This is a genomic window from Paraliomyxa miuraensis, assembly GCF_026337845.1.
In the GTDB taxonomy this organism is placed as follows: domain Bacteria; phylum Myxococcota_A; class Polyangia; order Nannocystales; family Nannocystaceae; genus Paraliomyxa; species Paraliomyxa miuraensis.
Genome location: NZ_JAOVZF010000151.1, coordinates 244,708 through 261,741 on the forward strand (window position 1 = coordinate 244,708; position 17,034 = coordinate 261,741).

15 protein-coding genes are annotated in these 17,034 nt (G+C 69.6%); 6 read left to right on the top strand and 9 right to left on the bottom strand.

What is annotated here, in order from left to right:
* Positions 1-89: 89 nt before the first annotated feature.
* Positions 90-1,178 carry a cyclic nucleotide-binding domain-containing protein gene (locus OEB96_RS19025; protein ID WP_266217608.1) on the top strand — a complete coding sequence of 363 codons (1,089 nt, stop codon included), beginning with the start codon at positions 90-92 and terminating at the stop codon, positions 1,176-1,178.
* Here OEB96_RS19025 and OEB96_RS19030 read toward each other — a convergent pair.
* On the bottom strand, positions 1,171-2,460 hold the full coding sequence (locus OEB96_RS19030) for an MFS transporter (protein ID WP_266217610.1): 1,290 nt from the start codon (positions 2,458-2,460) through the stop codon (positions 1,171-1,173). The two genes, OEB96_RS19025 and OEB96_RS19030, sit on opposite strands and share 8 nt — an antisense overlap.
* Before the next feature lie 53 nt (positions 2,461-2,513).
* Positions 2,514-3,143, bottom strand: coding sequence for a peroxiredoxin (locus tag OEB96_RS19035; protein WP_266217611.1), 630 nt, complete (start codon positions 3,141-3,143; stop codon positions 2,514-2,516).
* A gap of 253 nt (positions 3,144-3,396) precedes the next feature.
* On the opposite strand from OEB96_RS19035, the gene OEB96_RS19040 reads away from it, so the two are divergent.
* Positions 3,397-4,578 carry an MFS transporter gene (locus OEB96_RS19040; RefSeq protein ID WP_266217613.1) on the top strand — a complete coding sequence of 394 codons (1,182 nt, stop codon included), beginning with the start codon at positions 3,397-3,399 and terminating at the stop codon, positions 4,576-4,578.
* 4 nt (positions 4,579-4,582) lie between these two features.
* Here OEB96_RS19040 and OEB96_RS19045 read toward each other — a convergent pair whose 3' ends face one another.
* From OEB96_RS19045 to OEB96_RS19065, 5 genes are all read right to left on the bottom strand, one after another.
* Positions 4,583-5,098, bottom strand: coding sequence for a PDDEXK-like family protein (locus OEB96_RS19045; RefSeq protein ID WP_266217615.1), 516 nt, complete (start codon positions 5,096-5,098; stop codon positions 4,583-4,585).
* Positions 5,076-5,384, bottom strand: a complete 309-nt coding sequence (locus OEB96_RS19050) for a hypothetical protein (RefSeq protein WP_266217616.1) — start codon at positions 5,382-5,384, stop codon at positions 5,076-5,078. Before OEB96_RS19050 ends, OEB96_RS19045 begins: the two co-directional genes overlap by 23 nt.
* 458 nt (positions 5,385-5,842) lie before the next feature.
* The gene (locus tag OEB96_RS19055; RefSeq protein WP_266217618.1) at positions 5,843-7,729 is read right to left on the bottom strand and encodes a vWA domain-containing protein; all 1,887 of its coding nucleotides are present in this window, start codon (positions 7,727-7,729) and stop codon (positions 5,843-5,845) included.
* A gap of 188 nt (positions 7,730-7,917) precedes the next feature.
* Positions 7,918-8,817: a DMT family transporter gene (locus OEB96_RS19060; RefSeq protein WP_266217620.1), complete on the bottom strand. Its 900-nt coding sequence runs from the start codon at positions 8,815-8,817 to the stop codon at positions 7,918-7,920.
* 104 nt (positions 8,818-8,921) lie between these two features.
* Entirely contained in the window at positions 8,922-9,734 is an 813-nt protein-coding gene (locus OEB96_RS19065; RefSeq protein WP_266217622.1) for a phosphodiesterase, read from the bottom strand.
* A 260-nt stretch (positions 9,735-9,994) separates the two neighbouring features.
* On the opposite strand from OEB96_RS19065, the gene OEB96_RS19070 reads away from it, so the two are divergent.
* From OEB96_RS19070 to OEB96_RS19085, 4 genes are all read left to right on the top strand, one after another.
* Positions 9,995-11,287: a hypothetical protein gene (locus OEB96_RS19070; RefSeq protein WP_266217624.1), complete on the top strand. Its 1,293-nt coding sequence runs from the start codon at positions 9,995-9,997 to the stop codon at positions 11,285-11,287.
* A gap of 249 nt (positions 11,288-11,536) precedes the next feature.
* On the top strand, positions 11,537-12,343 hold the full coding sequence (locus OEB96_RS19075; RefSeq protein ID WP_266217625.1) for a hypothetical protein: 807 nt from the start codon (positions 11,537-11,539) through the stop codon (positions 12,341-12,343).
* Positions 12,344-12,443: 100 nt separating this feature from the next.
* On the top strand, positions 12,444-13,385 hold the full coding sequence (gene argF / locus OEB96_RS19080) for an ornithine carbamoyltransferase (RefSeq protein WP_266217627.1): 942 nt from the start codon (positions 12,444-12,446) through the stop codon (positions 13,383-13,385).
* A complete protein-coding gene (locus OEB96_RS19085; protein WP_266217628.1) occupies positions 13,376-14,230 on the top strand; it encodes a hypothetical protein in 855 nt (284 codons plus the stop codon). Before argF ends, OEB96_RS19085 begins: the two co-directional genes overlap by 10 nt.
* Before the next feature lie 17 nt (positions 14,231-14,247).
* Here the strand turns inward: OEB96_RS19085 and OEB96_RS19090 are convergent, their stop codons facing one another.
* Positions 14,248-15,159 (bottom strand): DUF481 domain-containing protein, encoded by a 912-nt coding sequence (locus OEB96_RS19090; protein WP_266217630.1) that lies wholly within the window; start codon positions 15,157-15,159, stop codon positions 14,248-14,250.
* Positions 15,160-15,283: 124 nt separating this feature from the next.
* Entirely contained in the window at positions 15,284-16,918 is a 1,635-nt protein-coding gene (locus OEB96_RS19095; RefSeq protein ID WP_266217632.1) for an IgGFc-binding protein, read from the bottom strand.
* Positions 16,919-17,034: the final 116 nt, after the last annotated feature.

Here is a 17,034-nt window from a genome sequence, read left to right on the forward strand (position 1 = left end):
CGCCCGCCGAGGCTGCGTTGCGACGGGACGCGGGCGGTGGTACTCGAAAATCTGCGGTGGGAATCGTCGATCGGTCGACCCTCACGGAGATGCTCCGGCCTCGCGTCGTGGCGCTGGCCGCGGGTGACGTGCTGCTGCGCGAGGGCGAGAACTCCGGCTACATGTACCTCTTGCAGCAAGGCCGGCTCGAGGTGCTGCGAGCGGCTCACGACGGCACGCAGGTCGAGCTGGGCACGATCGGCCCCGGCGAGCTGGTCGGCGAGATCTCGCTGCTGGACGGCACCCCGCACACGGCCACGGTCAGGGCCCACACGCCGTGCGTCTTGCTGGCCCTTGGTCGCAACGTTTTGGACGAGTTCGACCCCGAGCACTCCACGCCGCTCGAGGTCATGCTGGTGGACATGGCTCGCAGTCTGGCCGTGCACCTGCGTCGGAGTCACAACCTCTCCGTGGCCGTGCTCTCGCGCGAGCTCGAGCAGTCGCGCATGCGCAACGCGATGGCGAGCTTCATCGTGGTCTTGATGCTGGGCTTTGCTGCCTACGCGGTGGCCATGAAGTATCTGTCGGCCGCCCGGATCGCACTCTCGCACTCCACCCTGGTCACGGGTCCGATCCTGGCGGTGATGGCCGGCCTGGCCGTGATGTGGATCCGCCGCAGCGGCTTGCCTCGTGCGGTCTTCGGCCTCACCTGGACGAACGCGAGGCGGCACGCGATCGAGGCGATCCTGTGGTCGCTGCCCATGCTCGCCGTGCTCACCCTGGGCAAGTGGGCCCTGGTGGAGCTGTCGCCCGACCACGCCGGTCGACCCGTGATCCCGCTGCTCCATCGCCCGTTCGCGGTCGGTCCCCTCGTGGCCTACCTCGTCTATGCCGCGCTGGTCCCCGTGCAGGAGCTGCTGGCACGTGGGGCGATCCAGGGTGCGCTCTACGAGTTCCTCGGCGGCTCGCCACGGCAACGATGGTTCTGGGCCATCGTGGTCTCCAACACCCTGTTCGCGGTCACGCACTTGCACCTCACCCTCGTCTACGGGGCGGCCGCGTTCGTGGGCGGCGTGCTGTGGGGGATCCTCTACGCGCGCCAGCGTTCGCTGGTGGGTCCCGTCGTCTCCCATGTGATCGTGGGAGTGTTCACGCTCTACGTGCTCGGCTACGCGGAGGTCCTCAAGGGGATCACGTAGACGGTCGCTCGGGGGCGCCGTGTCGTATCGACAGCAGCCCGAACGCGACGCTTCCCACGCCTCCCACCAGCACCAGCCCCGCCAGCACGGTCGCGGTGTGGGGCTCGTCCTGCACCACGGCCTGGGCGAACGCGGCGGCAGTGGCGAATTGCAGGAAGCCGAGCAAGCCCGATGCGGTGCCGGCCAGCTCGGGCACCACCTCCATCACGCCGGCGTTGGTACTCGGCAGGGCCAGGCCCACGCCGAAGCCCGAGACGATCCCGGGCAGGAACAGGCGTACGGGGGTCAGCGGCGCCTCCGATGCGAGCAGCCACGCCGAGATCGCACAGCCGACGAGCACCAGCACGCTGCCCATCCACGCCACGCGCCCCGACGGCAGTCGCCCCGCCAGGCGCTCGGCGCAGGCCAGGCCGCCCATCACCCATAGCGCCAGGAACAGGAACCAAAGCCCGTACTCCGTGGAATCGCGACCCATCGCGTCGACCATGAGGTAGGTGGCGGCCGAGGTGAACGCGAAGAACACCGCGAAGTGCAGCGAAGACTGGATGGCATAGCCGGCGAACACCGGTGAGGTCAGCAGGCGAAGCAGGCGCTGCGACCAGGTCGAGGGAGCGCGAGCGGATGCATCGCGAGCCGACGCGTCGGTCGAGGGCGGCGCCTCGGGATCCCGCCGGGTCCGTGGCAGCGTGCGGTGGACCGGCCACACCAGCAGCAGACCCAGTGCGGCCGTGAGGCCAAAGACCGCGCGCCAGCCGAGCCGGTCGATGATCACGCCGCCGAGCGCGGGAGCCAGCAGCACCGCCACCACGGCGAGGATGGTGATGCGGGCGATGGTGCGTCGTACATGCGTGCGGCCATCGTGAACGAGCGCGCGGGCCACCGTCATGGCCACCGAGCTCGCCGCGGCCTGCACGATCCGGGCTCCGATGACCACCTCGACGGAGGGAGCGACCGTGCCCACCAGGCACGCGATCACGTAGACGTGTACGCAGGCGATCGCCACCGGGCGACGTCCCACCACGTCGGCCAGGGGGCCCGCGGCCGCCGTGGCGATCGCCGCGGCCAGGATCGAGAGGCTCAGCGCGAGCTGTACCGTGGTGATGGGCGCGTCGAACGTCGCCTTGATCCACGGCAGGCATGGCTTGAAGACGTTGAGCGAGAACGGTCCGATCGCGGCCAGCCCCACCAGCAACGCGCGCAGCCCCCACGAGCGTGCCCCGACGCCAGAAGGCAAACGGAGGCCGTCTTCGTCGGGGCTCGGCTTGGTGTCGACTTCGGGCACTGTCCATGTGCCTCGGCTGGGTTGGGCGCCGTGACGGGCCCATGACGGGCGCCCTATCGCGGCTGCTTGGTCACCCGCAAGTACGGCTTGATGGTCTCGAACTCGGGGAAGCGCTTGCGGGCCTCCTCGTCCGACAGGCTCGGCACGATGATCACGTCGTCGCCGTCCTTCCAGTTCACGGGGGTGGCCACGCTGTGCTTGGCGGTGAGCTGCAGCGAGTCGATCACCCGCAGGATCTCGTCGAAGTTGCGGCCCGTGCTCGCCGGGTAGGTGATGGTCAGCTTGACCTTCTTGTCGGGCCCGATGATGAACACCGAACGCACCGTGAGGGTGTCGTTGGCGTTGGGGTGGATCATGTCGTAGGCCTCGGAGATCGAGCGATCGGGATCGCCGATGAGCGGGTAGTTGAGCTTCGTACCCTGCGTCTCCTCGATGTCGCCCTTCCAGCGGTGGTGATCCTCCACCGGGTCGACCGAGAGCCCGATCACCTTGACGTTGCGCTTGTCGAACTCGGGCTTGAGCTTGGCGACCTGTCCCAGCTCGGTGGTGCACACCGGGGTGAAGTCCTTGGGGTGGGAGAACAGCACGCCCCACGAGTCGCCCAGGTACTCGTGGAAGCGGACGGTGCCCTCGGTGGTGTCGGCGGTGAAGTCGGGAGCGATGTCGCCCAGTCGGATGGCCATGATGGAGTCCTCGCGTGGTTTCGTCGGCTTGTGCCTGGTTGATCGAAAGGGTGGGCCGCGATGGTAGGCCCGAGGACGGCCCATGCTCCATGGGGAAATCGCTTGGGCTCCGATGCGCGCACAACCGCCGTTTGGCCGGACGGCCGCATGGATGGGGCGAAAAGGCGACATTGGCGACCAGGGATCCCGCGCGTGATTCGCCTCCCAGTGCTCCGTGGAATCCTCCATCGAGTGTCGTAGAGTCCGAAGGCCCATGGAGGGGGAGCGCCGTCCGCACATGTTGCCCGTGATCGTGGTGGCGCAGCTCATGGGCGGCTCGCTGTGGTTCGTGGGCAACTCCGTGGTCGGCGAGGTCGCTCCGCTGTGGCCGCAGGTGACGGGCGCGGTCGGGTGGCTCACCTCGGCGGTGCAGCTCGGCTTCCTCGCCGGCACGCTCGTCTATGCGGTGCTGGGGCTGTCCGATCGCTTTGCTGCCCACCGGGTGTTCCTGGTCTCGTGTCTGCTCGGGGCCATCGCCAACGCGGCGGTCTTGCTCGCGCCGGAGCGCTTCGCGTGGTTCCTCGGCGCGCGGGTGCTCACCGGGTTCTGCTTGGCGGGGATCTATCCGGTGGGGATGAAGCTCGCCGCGAGCTGGTATCGCGCGGGAGTGGGGTGGGCGATCGGGCTGTTGGTGGGCGCGCTGGTGCTGGGCACCGCGCTGCCGCACCTTCTGCGTACCGCCAGCCTGCCGTGGCGCCCGGTGATCCTGGCGACCTCCGGCTTGGCGGTCGTGGGTGGGCTGTTGGTGGGTACGCTCGTGCCCGAGGGGCCGTACGTCAAGCGAGCGGGGCGCTTCGAGGTTCGCCGCGCGCTGGCGATCTTCGGTCGCCCACACTTTCGCCGCGCAGCGCTCGGCTACTTTGGGCACATGTGGGAGCTCTACGCGCTGTGGGCGTTCGTGCCGCTGGCGGTCGCCCACGTGTTGCGGGTGGAGCAGGGCGGTACGGTGGTCGCGTGGTGGTCGTTCGCGATCATTGGCGTGGGGTCGCTGGGCTGTGCGGTCGGAGGATGGGTCGCGGGGCGACGAGGCAGCGCCGCCGTGGCCACGGTGCAGCTTTGCGCCTCGGGCCTCGCATGCCTGGTGAGCCCGTGGATGCTCGAGGCGTCGCCCGCGGTGGCCTTGCCCTTCATGCTCGCGTGGGGGGTGGTGGTGGTGGGGGACTCGCCACAGTTCTCCGCGCTGGGAGCCCGCACCGCGCCGGCCGACCTGGTGGGCACGGGCCTGACGCTGATGACGGCGGTGGGGTTCGGGCTGACGATCGGCAGCATCTCGCTGCTGGGCGCGCTGGCCGAGGGAGGCGAGGTACGCTGGTTGTTCGTGTGGTTGTTGCCGGGGCCGATCGCGGGGGTGCTGGCGATGCTGCCGCTCTGGCGATGCGATCCCACGCGGGGATGAGCGGTCATGCGGCCTGCGGCCATCGATCGCGAAATCGCGTCCAGTCCCGCTGCGCGTCGCCATGGCTGGTCCCTGCCATGACCGTGCCGTCGCTCCGAAAGTAGAGATTGAGCGTGAGTCGGCCCTGGTGGGCCGAGCCCACACCATGCAGATCGTGCTCGATCCGGAGATCGTCGCGCGAGAGGATCACGAAGTTCGTCCACTGGTCGTCGATGCGCGTGGCAAGGACGTAGCAGAGATCGGGGGTCTGTGCGGTCTGGATCTGGTCGAGACGTAGGCTGAACTGCGCCCGGCGGCAACGACCACCGTCGGCGAGGGTCGAGGTGGCGGACTTGATCTGCACGCGCAGCAGCGTGCCAATGCCGTCGAGGATGAGCGCATCGTCGCCCACGTCGATCTCGGGCCTCGCGGGCAGCCAGCCGCGAAGCAGGAGCTCGGAGAGCGTCGCCAGCTCGCCGGACCGCCCCACGACGAGGGCATGCTGCCGGGTGAGCAGCTCAGGCGGCGTCGTGCATGCCATGGTCGGTCAGCACCCTTCCGGTGCGGCTATCGATCGCGCGGTAGCCTCCGAGGTTCCGTAGCTCCTCGGGGCCGAGCCCGGTGAGGAGCGCGGTGATGTGGTGCCACGTCGACGCGGGAAACGACGCGTGGAGAGGCCGCTCGTCGGTGCCGATGAAGAGGCTCGAGCCCGCCGCGATGGAGCCGAAGCGCTCGCAGAGCGCAACGCGGCTGCGGGGGCTCAGGCGGAACGTCCAGCCATTGCCCTGGGTGGTGACCTCGATGATCAATCGGTAGGGGGATTTCACGGGCCGACGGTAGCACGTGGGTGCTTCGAGGAATGGATGCTGAAGATACATCGGGTGGCGCTCCTGAAGTGGAACCTCGGGGTCCTGGTCCTACGGCGAGGTCGATGGCTCGTCAACGAACAATTCGCGGAGAATCTCGAAGCGCGATGGTTCAATCAGTTCCACACCAATGGGATCAAGGACTTGCAATATGTGGTCTTGGTGGAGTGGCCAATGGGTTGGCCACCATGGCCCAAACGACCGGGATCGTGGGGACCACGGCGTCGATGGATCGAACGCGGCGTCGAGCATGCGCATCCATCGCCAACTCCAACCACGAAGATCGCCAACTCCAACCACGAAGAAGGCCCCCGCGCTCGCGCGCGGGGGCCCGGGGGGACGCGACCTGGCGGTGCCTTCTTTCGCCGGGTCGCTGGAGTCGACCCGCCCTCCCGTTGGCGGGTCGCGTAGCCCTTGGCTCAGCCCTTGGTCTGGCCTTCGCCGCGCCAGCCGACGACGGTGCCACCCTCGGAGAGCCGAGCCGCGGTGTCGACCAGGCGCACCAGCTCGGCGCGGCGGCCGTGTGGATCGCTGCCCTTGGCCTCCTCGGCGAGCTTGCGGACCATCGCCCACGTCGCATCGCCCTTGTGCTCGGAGCTGCGCAGCAGCATCCCGAAGCCGGCCACGGCGGCCGAGAAGCGGAAGTCGCGGCTTGCATCGGCCAGCGTGGCGTCGGAGTCCTCGATCGGGAACGACAGCAGCTTGCTCGTGTTGCCCGCCGGCTCCTTGTAGCGAACCTTCACCGTCATCAGCTCACCGCTGCCCGCGGCCGCCGACAGGCCGGTCTGGTCCTGGTACTTGAGCGCGTCGACCTTGGGTGCGTCCTTGCTGCCCGCGGGCACGATCTCGTAGATGGCGGTCACGCTGTGCCCGGCCCCGATCTCACCGGCGTCCTTGGTGTCGTCGTTGAAGTCGGCGTGCGCGAGCTTGCGGTTCTCGTAGCCGACGAGGCGGTAGCTGGCGACCTCGGCCGGGTTGAACTCGACCTGGATCTTCACGTCCTTGGCGATCGTGACCAGGGTGGCGCCGGCCTCTTCCACCAGCACCTTGCGAGCCTCGTCGATGGTGTCGATGTATGCGTAGTTGCCGTTGCCCTTGTCGGCCAGCTTCTCCATGGTCGCGTCCTTGAGGTTGCCGGTGCCAAAGCCCAGCACCGACAGGAACACCCCGGACTTGCGCTTGTCCTCGATGAGCCGCACGAGATCGCCCTCGGACGTGGTGCCCACGTTGAAGTCGCCGTCGGTGGCCAGGATCACGCGGTTGATCCCGCCCTGGATGAAGCCCTTTTGTGCCATCGCATAGGCGGAGTGGATGCCCGCGCCGCCGTTGGTCGAGCCGCCCGCCTCGAGGCGATCGAGCGCGGCGAGGATCTCGGCCTTCTCCGAGGTCGGCTCGAGCACCACGCCCGAGGCCCCGGCGTAGACCACGATCGAGACCGTGTCCTGCGGGCGCAGGTTGTCGGCCAGGAGGGAGAACGCGCGCTTGAGCAGCGGCAGCTTGTCGGGGCTGTTCATCGAGCCCGACACGTCGAACAGGAACACCAGGTTGCGGGCGGGCACGTCGCTCTGGTCGATGATCTTGCCCTGCAGACCCACGTGCACCAGGCGGTGGGTCTCGTTCCAGGGGCACTCGCCCGCCTCGGCCGTCAGCGAGAACGGCTCGCTGCCCTCGGGGCCGCGGTAGTCATAGGCGAAGTAGTTGATCATCTCCTCCACCCGGACCGCGTCGGGGGGCGGCATCGTGCCGTCCTGCAGGAAGCGCCGCACGTTGCTGTACGATGCGGTGTCGACGTCGATCGAGAAGGTGGAGCGCGGGTCGTCGGCCACGGTGACGAACGCGTTCTCCTCGGTGTGATCGTAGGCCTCGGCGCTGGTGTCGGGGACCGGGGGAGGCGCCCATGCGGTGCTGCCCCGGTCGAAGCCGGGGGCGCCAAGGCCCTTGCGGTTCCCGAGGGCTCCCACTGCGCCGGGCATGGCCCGTCCGCCGCTGGACTTGGACTTCTTGTGCGGCGCGCTGGGCTGGGGACGAGCCGCCTCGTCGGCCGCCGGGGCCTCGGCTTCCTCGGGCTCGGCCTGGGGCTCCGAGGGAGCCAGCGCGATGTCGACGGGGGGCCGGCCGTCCTCGTTGGCCTGGCTCTGGGTCGGGGTGGCGGCCACGGGCTTGGCGTCCTCGGCTCGGGTCTCGCTGCGGTCGGCGGTCGCGACCGGGGACTCGGTCGCGACCGGCTCGCTGCGGTCGCAGCCGGTCACGGCGGAGAGCCAGAGGGTGGTGGCGGGGAGGAGGGCGATGATCTTGCGGTGCTGCATGGCGGTGGTCTCGTCTTCGGTGGCGAGTGGGGCTCGGGATGCACCCCACCCATCCCTCGGAGGACCGCCTCACTCGTCCTCTCACCCCGAAGCTTCGTTCGGGGGCGGCGGGCTCAGGCTCGATCCTCTCGGGACGCGGGGGTTCAACGGGCGTCCTGCGGGGCCGATCTAGGGCCAGGAGGAAATTTCTACCGGACCAGCAACACCACCCCGGCCACCGCGAGGACCGTGCCCACCACTCCGCCCAGGCCGATCCGCTCGCGGTGGAGCACCCGCACCATGGGGATGATGAGGATGGGCGACAGCGCCATGAGGCTGGCCGCGACCCCGGCGCTGGTGCGCTGCACGGCGATGAGCGAGAGCGACACCCCCAAGAACGGTCCGAACACCGCTCCCAGGCCGGTGAAGAGCATGGCCCGGGACTGGCGCAAGGCGCCCACCACCCGCGGCCAGCGGCGGGTGACCGTGAAGATCGCCCCGAAGCCGACGATGCCCGCCATCACCCGGATCTGCGTCGCGGCAAACGGATCGTAGCTGCCCATGCCGTGCTTGGAGATCACCAGTCCGCCCGCTTGCCCGAGCGCGCCACCGAGACCCAGCAACACGCCGATCACCAGGGTGCGTCGATCGATGGGAGCCCGGGTGCCTGCCGGGGCCCGATCGGCCAGGGCCATGGCCACCCCGCTCACGGTGAGCGCCATGCCCAGCCACTGGCCCCCGGTGAGGGTCTCGCCCAGCCCCAGCCAGCCGATGAGGGCGGCGAGCGGAGGCGCAAACGACATCAGGAGCGAGCCCAGTCGAGGGCCGATGATCACCAGCGCGCGAAACAAGCACAGGTCGCCGAAGGCAAAGCCGATGAGACCGGAGAGCGTCAGCCAGGTCCAGGCGTGCGCGCTGGCGTCGGACGGCCACGGCAGTCCGCGGGTCGCCCAGCCCAGCCCCGCGAGCATGACCAGCGCCATCACCAGGCGGACGAAGTTCACGACCAGCGAGCCGATCCGAGCACCAGCCGCCGCGAAGAACAGCGAGGTCAGGGTCCAGCACACGGCGGTGCCGAGGGCCGCGAGCTCGCCGAGGTGATCGGACACCGGCCCGGAGGGTAGCGCCGTCGCCAACGTTCGGCTCGATCGCTCGGGCCAGCCGGCCGTGCTTGGCGCGAAACAGCTCGAATCGAGAGAACGCCCCGGCTGGGTCAGGAGGCGGTCGGGGTGGACTCGCCGGGCTTGGGTTTGGGCCGGGGCAACCACTCGAGCCGGGGCAAGCGGATCACCTCGGTGCGCAGCGTCGACCCGAGGTGCAGCACGCGGGCACCCGGGGGAAGGAATTCGAAGGGGCCATCATCGGGGTGGGCTGGGAACTGGAACGCGGTCGAGGGGGCACCCAGCACCGGGGTCGATCCCAGCCGACCCTCGAAGGCCCGATGGATGTGCCCATGGCAGATCGCGGCCACCCACGGCGTGGCCTCGAGCATCGAGGCCAGCGCATCGGCGTCGAGCAAGCCCATGTCGTCGAGAACCGGGTGGCCGGTTGGGATCGGAGGATGGTGCACGAAGATCACGGTTGGCATGCCCACGTGGGTGGCCAGGGTCTGGCGGAGCCACTCGAGCTGATCGGGGCCGAGGCGACCGGCGTCCTCGCCGGGGATCTGGGAGTCCAGGCCGATCAGGCACCAACCACCGATCACATCGACGAAGCGGATGGTGCCATCGCCGGCTCCGGCCACGCGCGGGAACGCGGTGGCGATTGCACCGCGATCGTCGTGGTTGCCCGGGAGCGGTAGTGCCTCGACCCCTCGGGTACGAAGGAGGCCCTCGAGGGCCACGTAGGTCGCTGGCGTTTCGTCGTGGGCGAGGTCGCCCGTCAGCACCACGCGGTCGATTGCGGCACAGCGCTCGAAGGCGAGCGAGAGCACCTCGTGAAGGGTTTGGCGGGTGGGTACCTCGCGAAGGCGGGCGTTCGGATCCTGGAGCAGGTGCGGATCGGAGAGCTGGAGCACGATCGGCATCGCGGTCTGGTCACGCTATCGCGGCGCAAGCCAACCGGCCAGACGGACCATGACATCGGTGTCACGGCCATTCGTGTGTGGGGACCTGAGTGGGGACTGCGTAGGGACCTGAGTGGGGAATGGTGGGTTGTGATCCACGCCTCGTCCGGACCATCGGGAATCGTCACGGACCTCTGGTTTGCTCCGTGGGACCCATGACACCTTGGGGGTCGACCATGCAACCTCACGCCTCCTCCCGTTCCTTCGTCCCCCGTCTCTCCGTGACCACCGTTGGCCTGGGCTTGCTCCTCGGCGGCGGCATTGGATCGATCCAAGGTTGCAATGGCGACACTCCCGGGGGCCCGTTGGGTGACCTCGCCGAGCAGTGTGGCCTCGACATCAACTGCGAGGCGGGTGGCGTGCTCGAGGGCAACGCGAGCGTCTCGGGCATCGCCTCGATCGACTCCTTCTTCGGGGCGGTCATCGACGTCAACGCCAAGATCGGCGAGGTCGAGGGGACGATCCGCACCGAGCTCGATGCGATCGCCGTCTCGGTGGGTCTCGAGCCCGGCGCGGCGGGAGCCGAGATTCGCGGTGCGATCGAGGCCAGGATCTCCGGGGCGGTGAGCGGTGGCCTGAGCATCCAGGCCGAGCCCGCGCGCTGCGAGGCCTCGGTCGAGGTGGTCGCATCGGCGGCAGCCGAGTGTGATGCGTCGGTCGATCCCGGCTCGGTGAGCTTCGCCTGCGAGGGCTCTTGCGAGGTCGAGGCCGGAGTCGCGGTCGACTGTGGAGCCGAGGCCGAGCTGCGCTGCACGGCGCAGGCGCCCAGCGTGGAGTGCAGCGGCATGTGCACCGGCACGTGCTCGGCATCGGGCGGGGTCGCGTGCGAGGGCACCTGCAAGGGTGGCTGCGAGGGCACCTGCTCGGTGGAGAACGCGGATGGCACCTGCAACGGTCGCTGCGAAGGTGGTGCGTGCACCGGCTCGTGCGAGCTCGACGTCGCCGCCTCGTGCGAGGGCAACTGCGAGGGCACGTGTGACTACGTGGCGCCCGAGGGTGGCTGCGAGGCCACGGCTCAGGCGCGCTGCGAGGCTCAGGCCGGCGGCTCGGTCGAGTGCAGCGCCGGCTGTGAGGGCAGCGCCGAACCTCCGTCGGTCAGCGCCGAGTGCGAGGCGAGCGTCGAGGCGAAGGCGTCGGCCAGCGTGCAGTGCACCCCGCCCAGCCTTGCGATCACCTGGGAGTGGAGCGCCGAGCTCCAGGGCGATCTCGACGCCCAGGCCGAGTTCCGCGGTTGGATCAACGGCTTCCGCGGTCACTTCGCGGCCATCCTCGCCGCTCGGGCGCAGGCCGATCTGCTGGTCGAGGCCGGCCAGGGCCTGGTCGACGCTGCCGGCGTGGCGGTGATGGACGCGGCCACCGATCTGCAGGGCGAAGCCAGCCTCAAGGCTTCGATCGGCGCGGCCTGTGCGATCCAGGAGCTGCCGATCGCCGGCCAGGTGATCGGCGATGCGGTCGGTCGTCTGCAGGGGTCGGTCTCTGCGGCCGTGGAAGTGAGCGCGGCCGTCGGCGGCTGACGCCACCCGAGCCCGCGCCTCGAGTCCAGGCGCACCGAGCACCGCGAGCCGGATGGCCGCCTTCCCCGGGCGGCCATTGCGGCTCGCGTGTTTCTTCGTGGGATCCAAGGCCACGGCTAGAATCGTAGGTCGACGGCCGTGCACCCTTTTGGTCGCTCGTCGGCACTCACCACGCTGACGGTCGTCCAGCCATCGAGGAACAAGGCCCCCGTCTCGGGCGTTCGGCCCGGCTTCAGGAGCGTCCTCTCCGTGTCCCTGCTGCAATCCCCCCGTCGTTCGTCCTCCGACGCGCTCGAGTCCAGCCCCGACCTCCACGTGGGGCTCGATCGCGAGCTCGACCTCTCCTCCGAGCGTCCGTCCACGGTCGCCGTGGGGACCGGTCGTGGGCCGGGGGTCATGGTCGCCACGATCGTGGCGTCGTCGTTGGCGTTGGCCGGCATCATCATGCTGGCGCGGGGTGAGCCGAGCGAGGCATCCGCCGATCCGAGTCCTCCGGCGCCGTTGCCGGAGGTCTTGGCGTCGCCCGTCGAGCCGAGCCCCGCGCCCGAGTCTGGACCCTCGGTTCCGGCGGCCGAGCCGATCTCGGCCCCCAGTCGAGTGGCGGCACGGGAAGTCACGCCAACCGCGGCGATCGAGCCTCCGCATCCGGTCGAGTCTCCGGTGTCGAGCGAGATCACCCCAGCTGCGATCGCCCCGGCAGCTCTCGGCCCGGCTGCGATCGCATCGCCCCCGCGTGGTCCCGCCCCCGGGAGCGAGCCCTCGCTCCCGCCGAGCCCCGCGGGCGACGATGCGCGGCCGCTGCCCGCACCCGTCTTCGATGCCCCCGTGCCCGAGCCGACCCCTACGCCCGAGCCGGAACCGACCAATTCCCTCCCCGGGGTCGAGGAGCCCTCGATCCTCGCGCCCGACGACGAGCCCGCGGACGACGAGCCCGCCGAAGAGTCGCACCTTCCCTCGAGCACGAACGCGCCCGACGCCCGAGAAGCGATCGACGCGTTGCTCGACGACGAGCCGGGACACGACGGAGCGCGGGCGCGCGACACCTCGACCGTGTGATCGACGACCGCGAGCGCGCACCGGCGTTCGCGTTTGGTCCGTGCGTTTCCATACGCCGGTGGCTCCTCCATCCGCGCGGGGATTCGTTATTCGTTGGTCGATGACCAGACACCTCCGGAGCCTGCTCGACCTCACCCCTGCCGAGACCAACCGCGTGGTCGACCTCGCCGTCGAGGTCAAGGCCAACCCCGGTGCCTACACGGAGGCCCTGCGGGGCAAGTCGGTGGCGATGATCTTCGCCAAGCAGTCCACCCGCACCCGGATCTCCTTCGAGGTGGGCCTGCATCAGCTCGGGGCCCAGCCGCTGTCGCTGTCGACCTCGGGGGGGACCGGCATGCAGATGGGTCGCGGCGAGACGGTGAGCGACACGGCCCAGGTGCTCTCTCGCTTCGTGCACGCGATCGTGATTCGTACCTTCGGACAGGACCAGGTCGACGGCCTCGCCGAGCACGGCTCGATCCCGGTGGTCAATGCGCTCACCGACCTCTATCACCCGTGCCAGGCGCTGGCCGATCTGCTCACCATCCGCGAGCACCTCGGCAGCACCCGGGGCAAGAAGCTCGTCTACGTCGGCGCGGGCAACAACGTGGCGCACTCGCTGATGCTGGCGGGCCCGCGCTCGGGCATGGACGTGGTGGTCACCTGCCCCGAGTCGCTGCGCCCCAACGCCGACGTGCTCGCGCGCGCCCAGGCCGACGGCGCCGAGCACGGCACCAGCGTCTCGGTGGTCATCGATCCGACCGAGGCGGTCCGTGATGCCGACGTGATCTACACCGACACCTGGGTGAGCATGGGCGAGGAGGAGGAGGCCAAGCGGCTCATCCAGACCCTCTCCGGCTACACGGTCACCGAGCAGCTCATGGCCGCCACCGGCAAGCAGAGCACCATCTTCATGCACTGCCTGCCGGCCCATCGCGGCGAGGAAGTCGCCGCCGAGGTGATGGACGGACCGCGCTCGGTGGTGTTCGACGAGGCGGAGAACCGCCTCCACGCGCAAAAGGCCCTCATGCTGCTGCTCATGGGGGGTGCGTCGTGGAGCTAGGCCGGGATGCGCTGCTGCCCCGGTACCAGCGGATCGTCGACACCTGCGAGCCCTACCTGGTCACCTATCCGGGCAATCACGGCGCCCTCGACCTGCGTCCGTTCGGGCTGCCGATTGCGAGCGAGCGGCTCTACGATCCCACCTCGCTGCGAAGCCGGGCCGTGATCGACGGCCTGCACCACCTCGATGCATTCTCGTTCGGCGGGCAGGAGATGCTGATGCCCCGCTGGGTGCTGTTCGATTGCGGCGAATTCCCGGGCATCGTGTTCGGCTTCGGCCGCACGGCCAGCGCGCTGAGCCCCGAGCTGCGCCGCGCCTACCACGTGGAGGGTGCGGCTCACGACGACACGTTCGTTCCGCTCTCGATGTGGGTGGCGATCCGCTGCGCGGAGCAGGGCGCCTGGTTCGGTCACAACCTCAGCTCGGCCAACTACGTGCCACAGCCCGATCCGCTCCCGGGCCTGGGGACCATCACCAAGGCCTACGGCGTCGCCGTGGCCCGCGTGGCCAAGCAGTACGGGGCCACGCAGTGGGCCAGCCACAGCGTGGCCCTGCACATGACGCTCGGCGAGATGAACCTGCTGGGCGCCTACACGCCGGCTCATACCCACGTGGAGACGTTCACCTATCGCATCGACGTGGATCACGAGCGGGTGACGGCCCCGCTGCGGCCCGGGTGGAGCCGGCCGACCGAGGGCGGCGATCGGGTGATCGATGCCGGCGACTCGGACGCGATCGTGGCCCTCCAGGACGAGCTCGAGCGCGGCGCACGGCTGCGCCTGCATCGCGTCGAGGTGCGGGGCGAGGACCAACCGCAGCGGCTCTGGCTGGTCGTCGCGGGCTGACGCCTTCGGGCCGCGCCCTACGACTTGCCCTTGCCCGAGCCCGGACCACCGATGCGCACGTAGCTGGTGAGGATCAGATCGAGCGGCAGCACCCCGCTCACCAGCGGGGGGCGGCTGTCGTACTGGGCCTCGAACTCGATCCCCAGCGCGAACACGGGCGTGGCTCGTGCCTCGAGCACGATCGACTCGAGCACGCGGATGTCGCCGAAGTCGTCGAAGCGGGGCTGTGCGTAGGTCGTGCTGCGGGCGACCACCGCCGAGTCCCACAGCTGTGTCTGCAACACCACGTAGTTGGTCCAGCGATGGTTGATGACTCGGGCCGGGTGGGGATCTTCGGGCACCACGTCGTTGCGCTCGAACTCCGTCATGTAGCCGGTTCCGGCCCAGATCTGGAGCCGACGGCGATGGACGGGGTCGACCCGCAGACCGAGCCCGGCCAGCAGGCGGCGGGTGAGGCGGGTCATCGCGTTGTACTGCGCCTGCGTGAACACGTCCGAGCCCAGCCGCGGCAGCCACATCCTCGTGTAGCGCATGTGGCCGAAGCCGCTGTTGGCCACGTCATCCAGCGAGACCCGCACGAACTGGCCGTTGGCGATGAGCACCCAGCGATCCTTGAAGAACGGAGGCACCCCCGGGGGGACCGGTCGCTTGCCAAAGCCCACGCCCTCGGGGTGCAGCGTCCAGTACTGGATGCCAGCACCGGCGCCCAGGCTCAGGCGCCGCACGTTGCCTTCTTGCAGCGCCACGCTGACGTCGGCCGAGCCGCTGAAGCCGTGGTCACGGGGATCATTGAGCAGCTTCTCGGCGTTGACGGGGCTGGCGATGGCCGGTGCGGGCAGCAGCAGGGCGACCAGCAGGAGGATTGGCATGACGAGGGCCATGACGCGGGTCAGCAGCAGAGCGAGGAGGAGCGAGCGAGGCGAGGACATTGGAATGATCGGAGAGTGTGTCGATGCGTCGGCGTGGTCCCGACGAGGGGGCGCCCACGACAACGAATTGTCGAAGAGGATGCAAGATCGAGCGCCAGCGGCTCGGCTCGATCGAGAGGGCACGTCAGCCCGGTGGCTCGGTGGGCGGTACCCACAGCCCGGAGAACGCCAGTCCCCCCGCGTAGCCGTAGCTCGTGGCCCAGTCCATTCCACCCACGATCACTCCGATGGGATCGCTCGAGCTGACGAACTGCTCGCCGTCCACGCAGCTGCCCTCGCCGCCGCCTACCGCGTCGAGGTCGACCGTTCCCACCTCGTAGGAGGTGCCCGGAATCGCCGTGAAGTGCGAGGCGTCCACCGGGCCCAGGCACGCCAGGTCGATGGTCGTGCCCTGCTCGCGCATCAGCACCACGAAGTCACGGGGATAGGAGGTGTCGGTGAGGAACGGCAGGGCATCGAGCCACTGGTCGACCGGCGGCATCTGGATCATGTAGGGATCACCCGTGGCCGGCTCGTTGCAGGGGTTGGCGGGGTTGAGCGGCATGGGCACCACGTTGGTGCAGCCGGTCATGTACTGCACCAGCATGAACGGCTGGGTGCCCTCGGCCACGAACGACTGGGTGGCCGAGAACTCCTGATGGCTCCCGGCGGTGGCCAGCCCAATTGGCCCGGTCACGGCGGGAGTGAAGGTGATGGTGGTGTTGTCGACGCCCGCGATCACCCGCCACACGACCGGCTCGGGCGAGTTGTTGCTGGCCGTGATGCGCACGGGATGGCGCCCGCCCACGTAGGTGGTGCCCCATGACGCCGCGGGCACCACCTGCTCCTCGAGGTGATCGCAGGCACCCTGACCCGCCGGGATGTACGAGCACGTGGTACCGCTGAACACGGCCACCGGCGCGTCGGAGCCGACGAAGAAGCCGGTCGCATCGTTCACCGAGTAGACCTGCACGTCGTAGGCGTCGAGCATGGTCGTGCCACCCGTCGTGTCGATGGTGGTGCCGTCCTCGGTGGCCACCACGGCCACGAAGCCGCCATTGCCCACGATCGCCGGCTGGCCCACCGCGAAGTACGAGGTGTCGAGCGCATTGACGGGCAGCAGCAGGCTCGCCTCGGCCACGTGCGAGGGGCCACCGCCCACCGGGTTGATCTGCATCGCCGTGATCGGCACGTCGGACCGAACGTGGAACGCCGCCAGCGGGTTCGACCCGCTCGATACCTGGTGATCTTGCCCGGCCAGGATCCCACCCGTGCCGTTGACCGTGACCAGCACGCTGTCGTTGGGATCCACCATGAGCGTGGTGATCTCCCGCAGCGTGTTGCCCGGGCCGCGCATGTCCTCGATGATCACCGTGGCCACCACGTCACCGGGGTTGCCCACGCTGATGCCATGGGCCAGCTCGTTCGACGAGAGCATGGCCAGGTCGACCGCGTAGAACTCACAGCCGATGCTGGTGGCGGTGACCTCGTCGATGTTGTCGCAGGTCAGCTCCACCCCCGGGGGTTCTCCGACGTCGGCCCTGGTGCCCACGTCGAAGATGCCGCCGAAGCCACCGTCGCTCGAGCTGGTGCTGCTGCTCGAGCCCCCGCCGCTCACCGACGTGGCCGAGCCCGTCGACGAGGTCCCGTCGGCGACCTCGGTCGTCGAGGCCGAGACGCTCGTGATCACCCCGGTGGTCGTCGTCTCGTCGTCCGACCCCGGCGTCGTGCATCCCACGACGGTCATCACCCCCACGACCCCCCACGCGCGTGCATCCATGGGGACCACGATAGGCGCTCCGTGGTCCACGGGGAACCGCTCGTTGCTCTCGAGCGCGAGTCAGCCCCGGGCGGCAGCAGGCGCGCTCGAGCCGGGAGCGCGCGCGAGCGCGGGGG

Bases quoted from the DNA above. Each gene is read 5' to 3' on its own strand.
- OEB96_RS19065 (WP_266217622.1), bottom strand. From the start codon at position 9,734: ATGCCGATCGTGCTCCAGCTCTCCGATCCGCACCTGCTCCAGGATCCG.
- OEB96_RS19090 (WP_266217630.1), bottom strand. From the start codon at position 15,159: ATGTCCTCGCCTCGCTCGCTCCTCCTCGCTCTGCTGCTGACCCGCGTC.
- OEB96_RS19095 (WP_266217632.1), bottom strand. From the start codon at position 16,918: ATGGATGCACGCGCGTGGGGGGTCGTGGGGGTGATGACCGTCGTGGGA.
- OEB96_RS19040 (WP_266217613.1), top strand. From the start codon at position 3,397: ATGGAGGGGGAGCGCCGTCCGCACATGTTGCCCGTGATCGTGGTGGCG.
- OEB96_RS19035 (WP_266217611.1), bottom strand. From the start codon at position 3,143: ATGGCCATCCGACTGGGCGACATCGCTCCCGACTTCACCGCCGACACC.
- OEB96_RS19055 (WP_266217618.1), bottom strand. From the start codon at position 7,729: ATGCAGCACCGCAAGATCATCGCCCTCCTCCCCGCCACCACCCTCTGG.
- argF (WP_266217627.1), top strand. From the start codon at position 12,444: ATGACCAGACACCTCCGGAGCCTGCTCGACCTCACCCCTGCCGAGACC.
- OEB96_RS19045 (WP_266217615.1), bottom strand. From the start codon at position 5,098: ATGGCATGCACGACGCCGCCTGAGCTGCTCACCCGGCAGCATGCCCTC.
- OEB96_RS19025 (WP_266217608.1), top strand. From the start codon at position 90: ATGCTCCGGCCTCGCGTCGTGGCGCTGGCCGCGGGTGACGTGCTGCTG.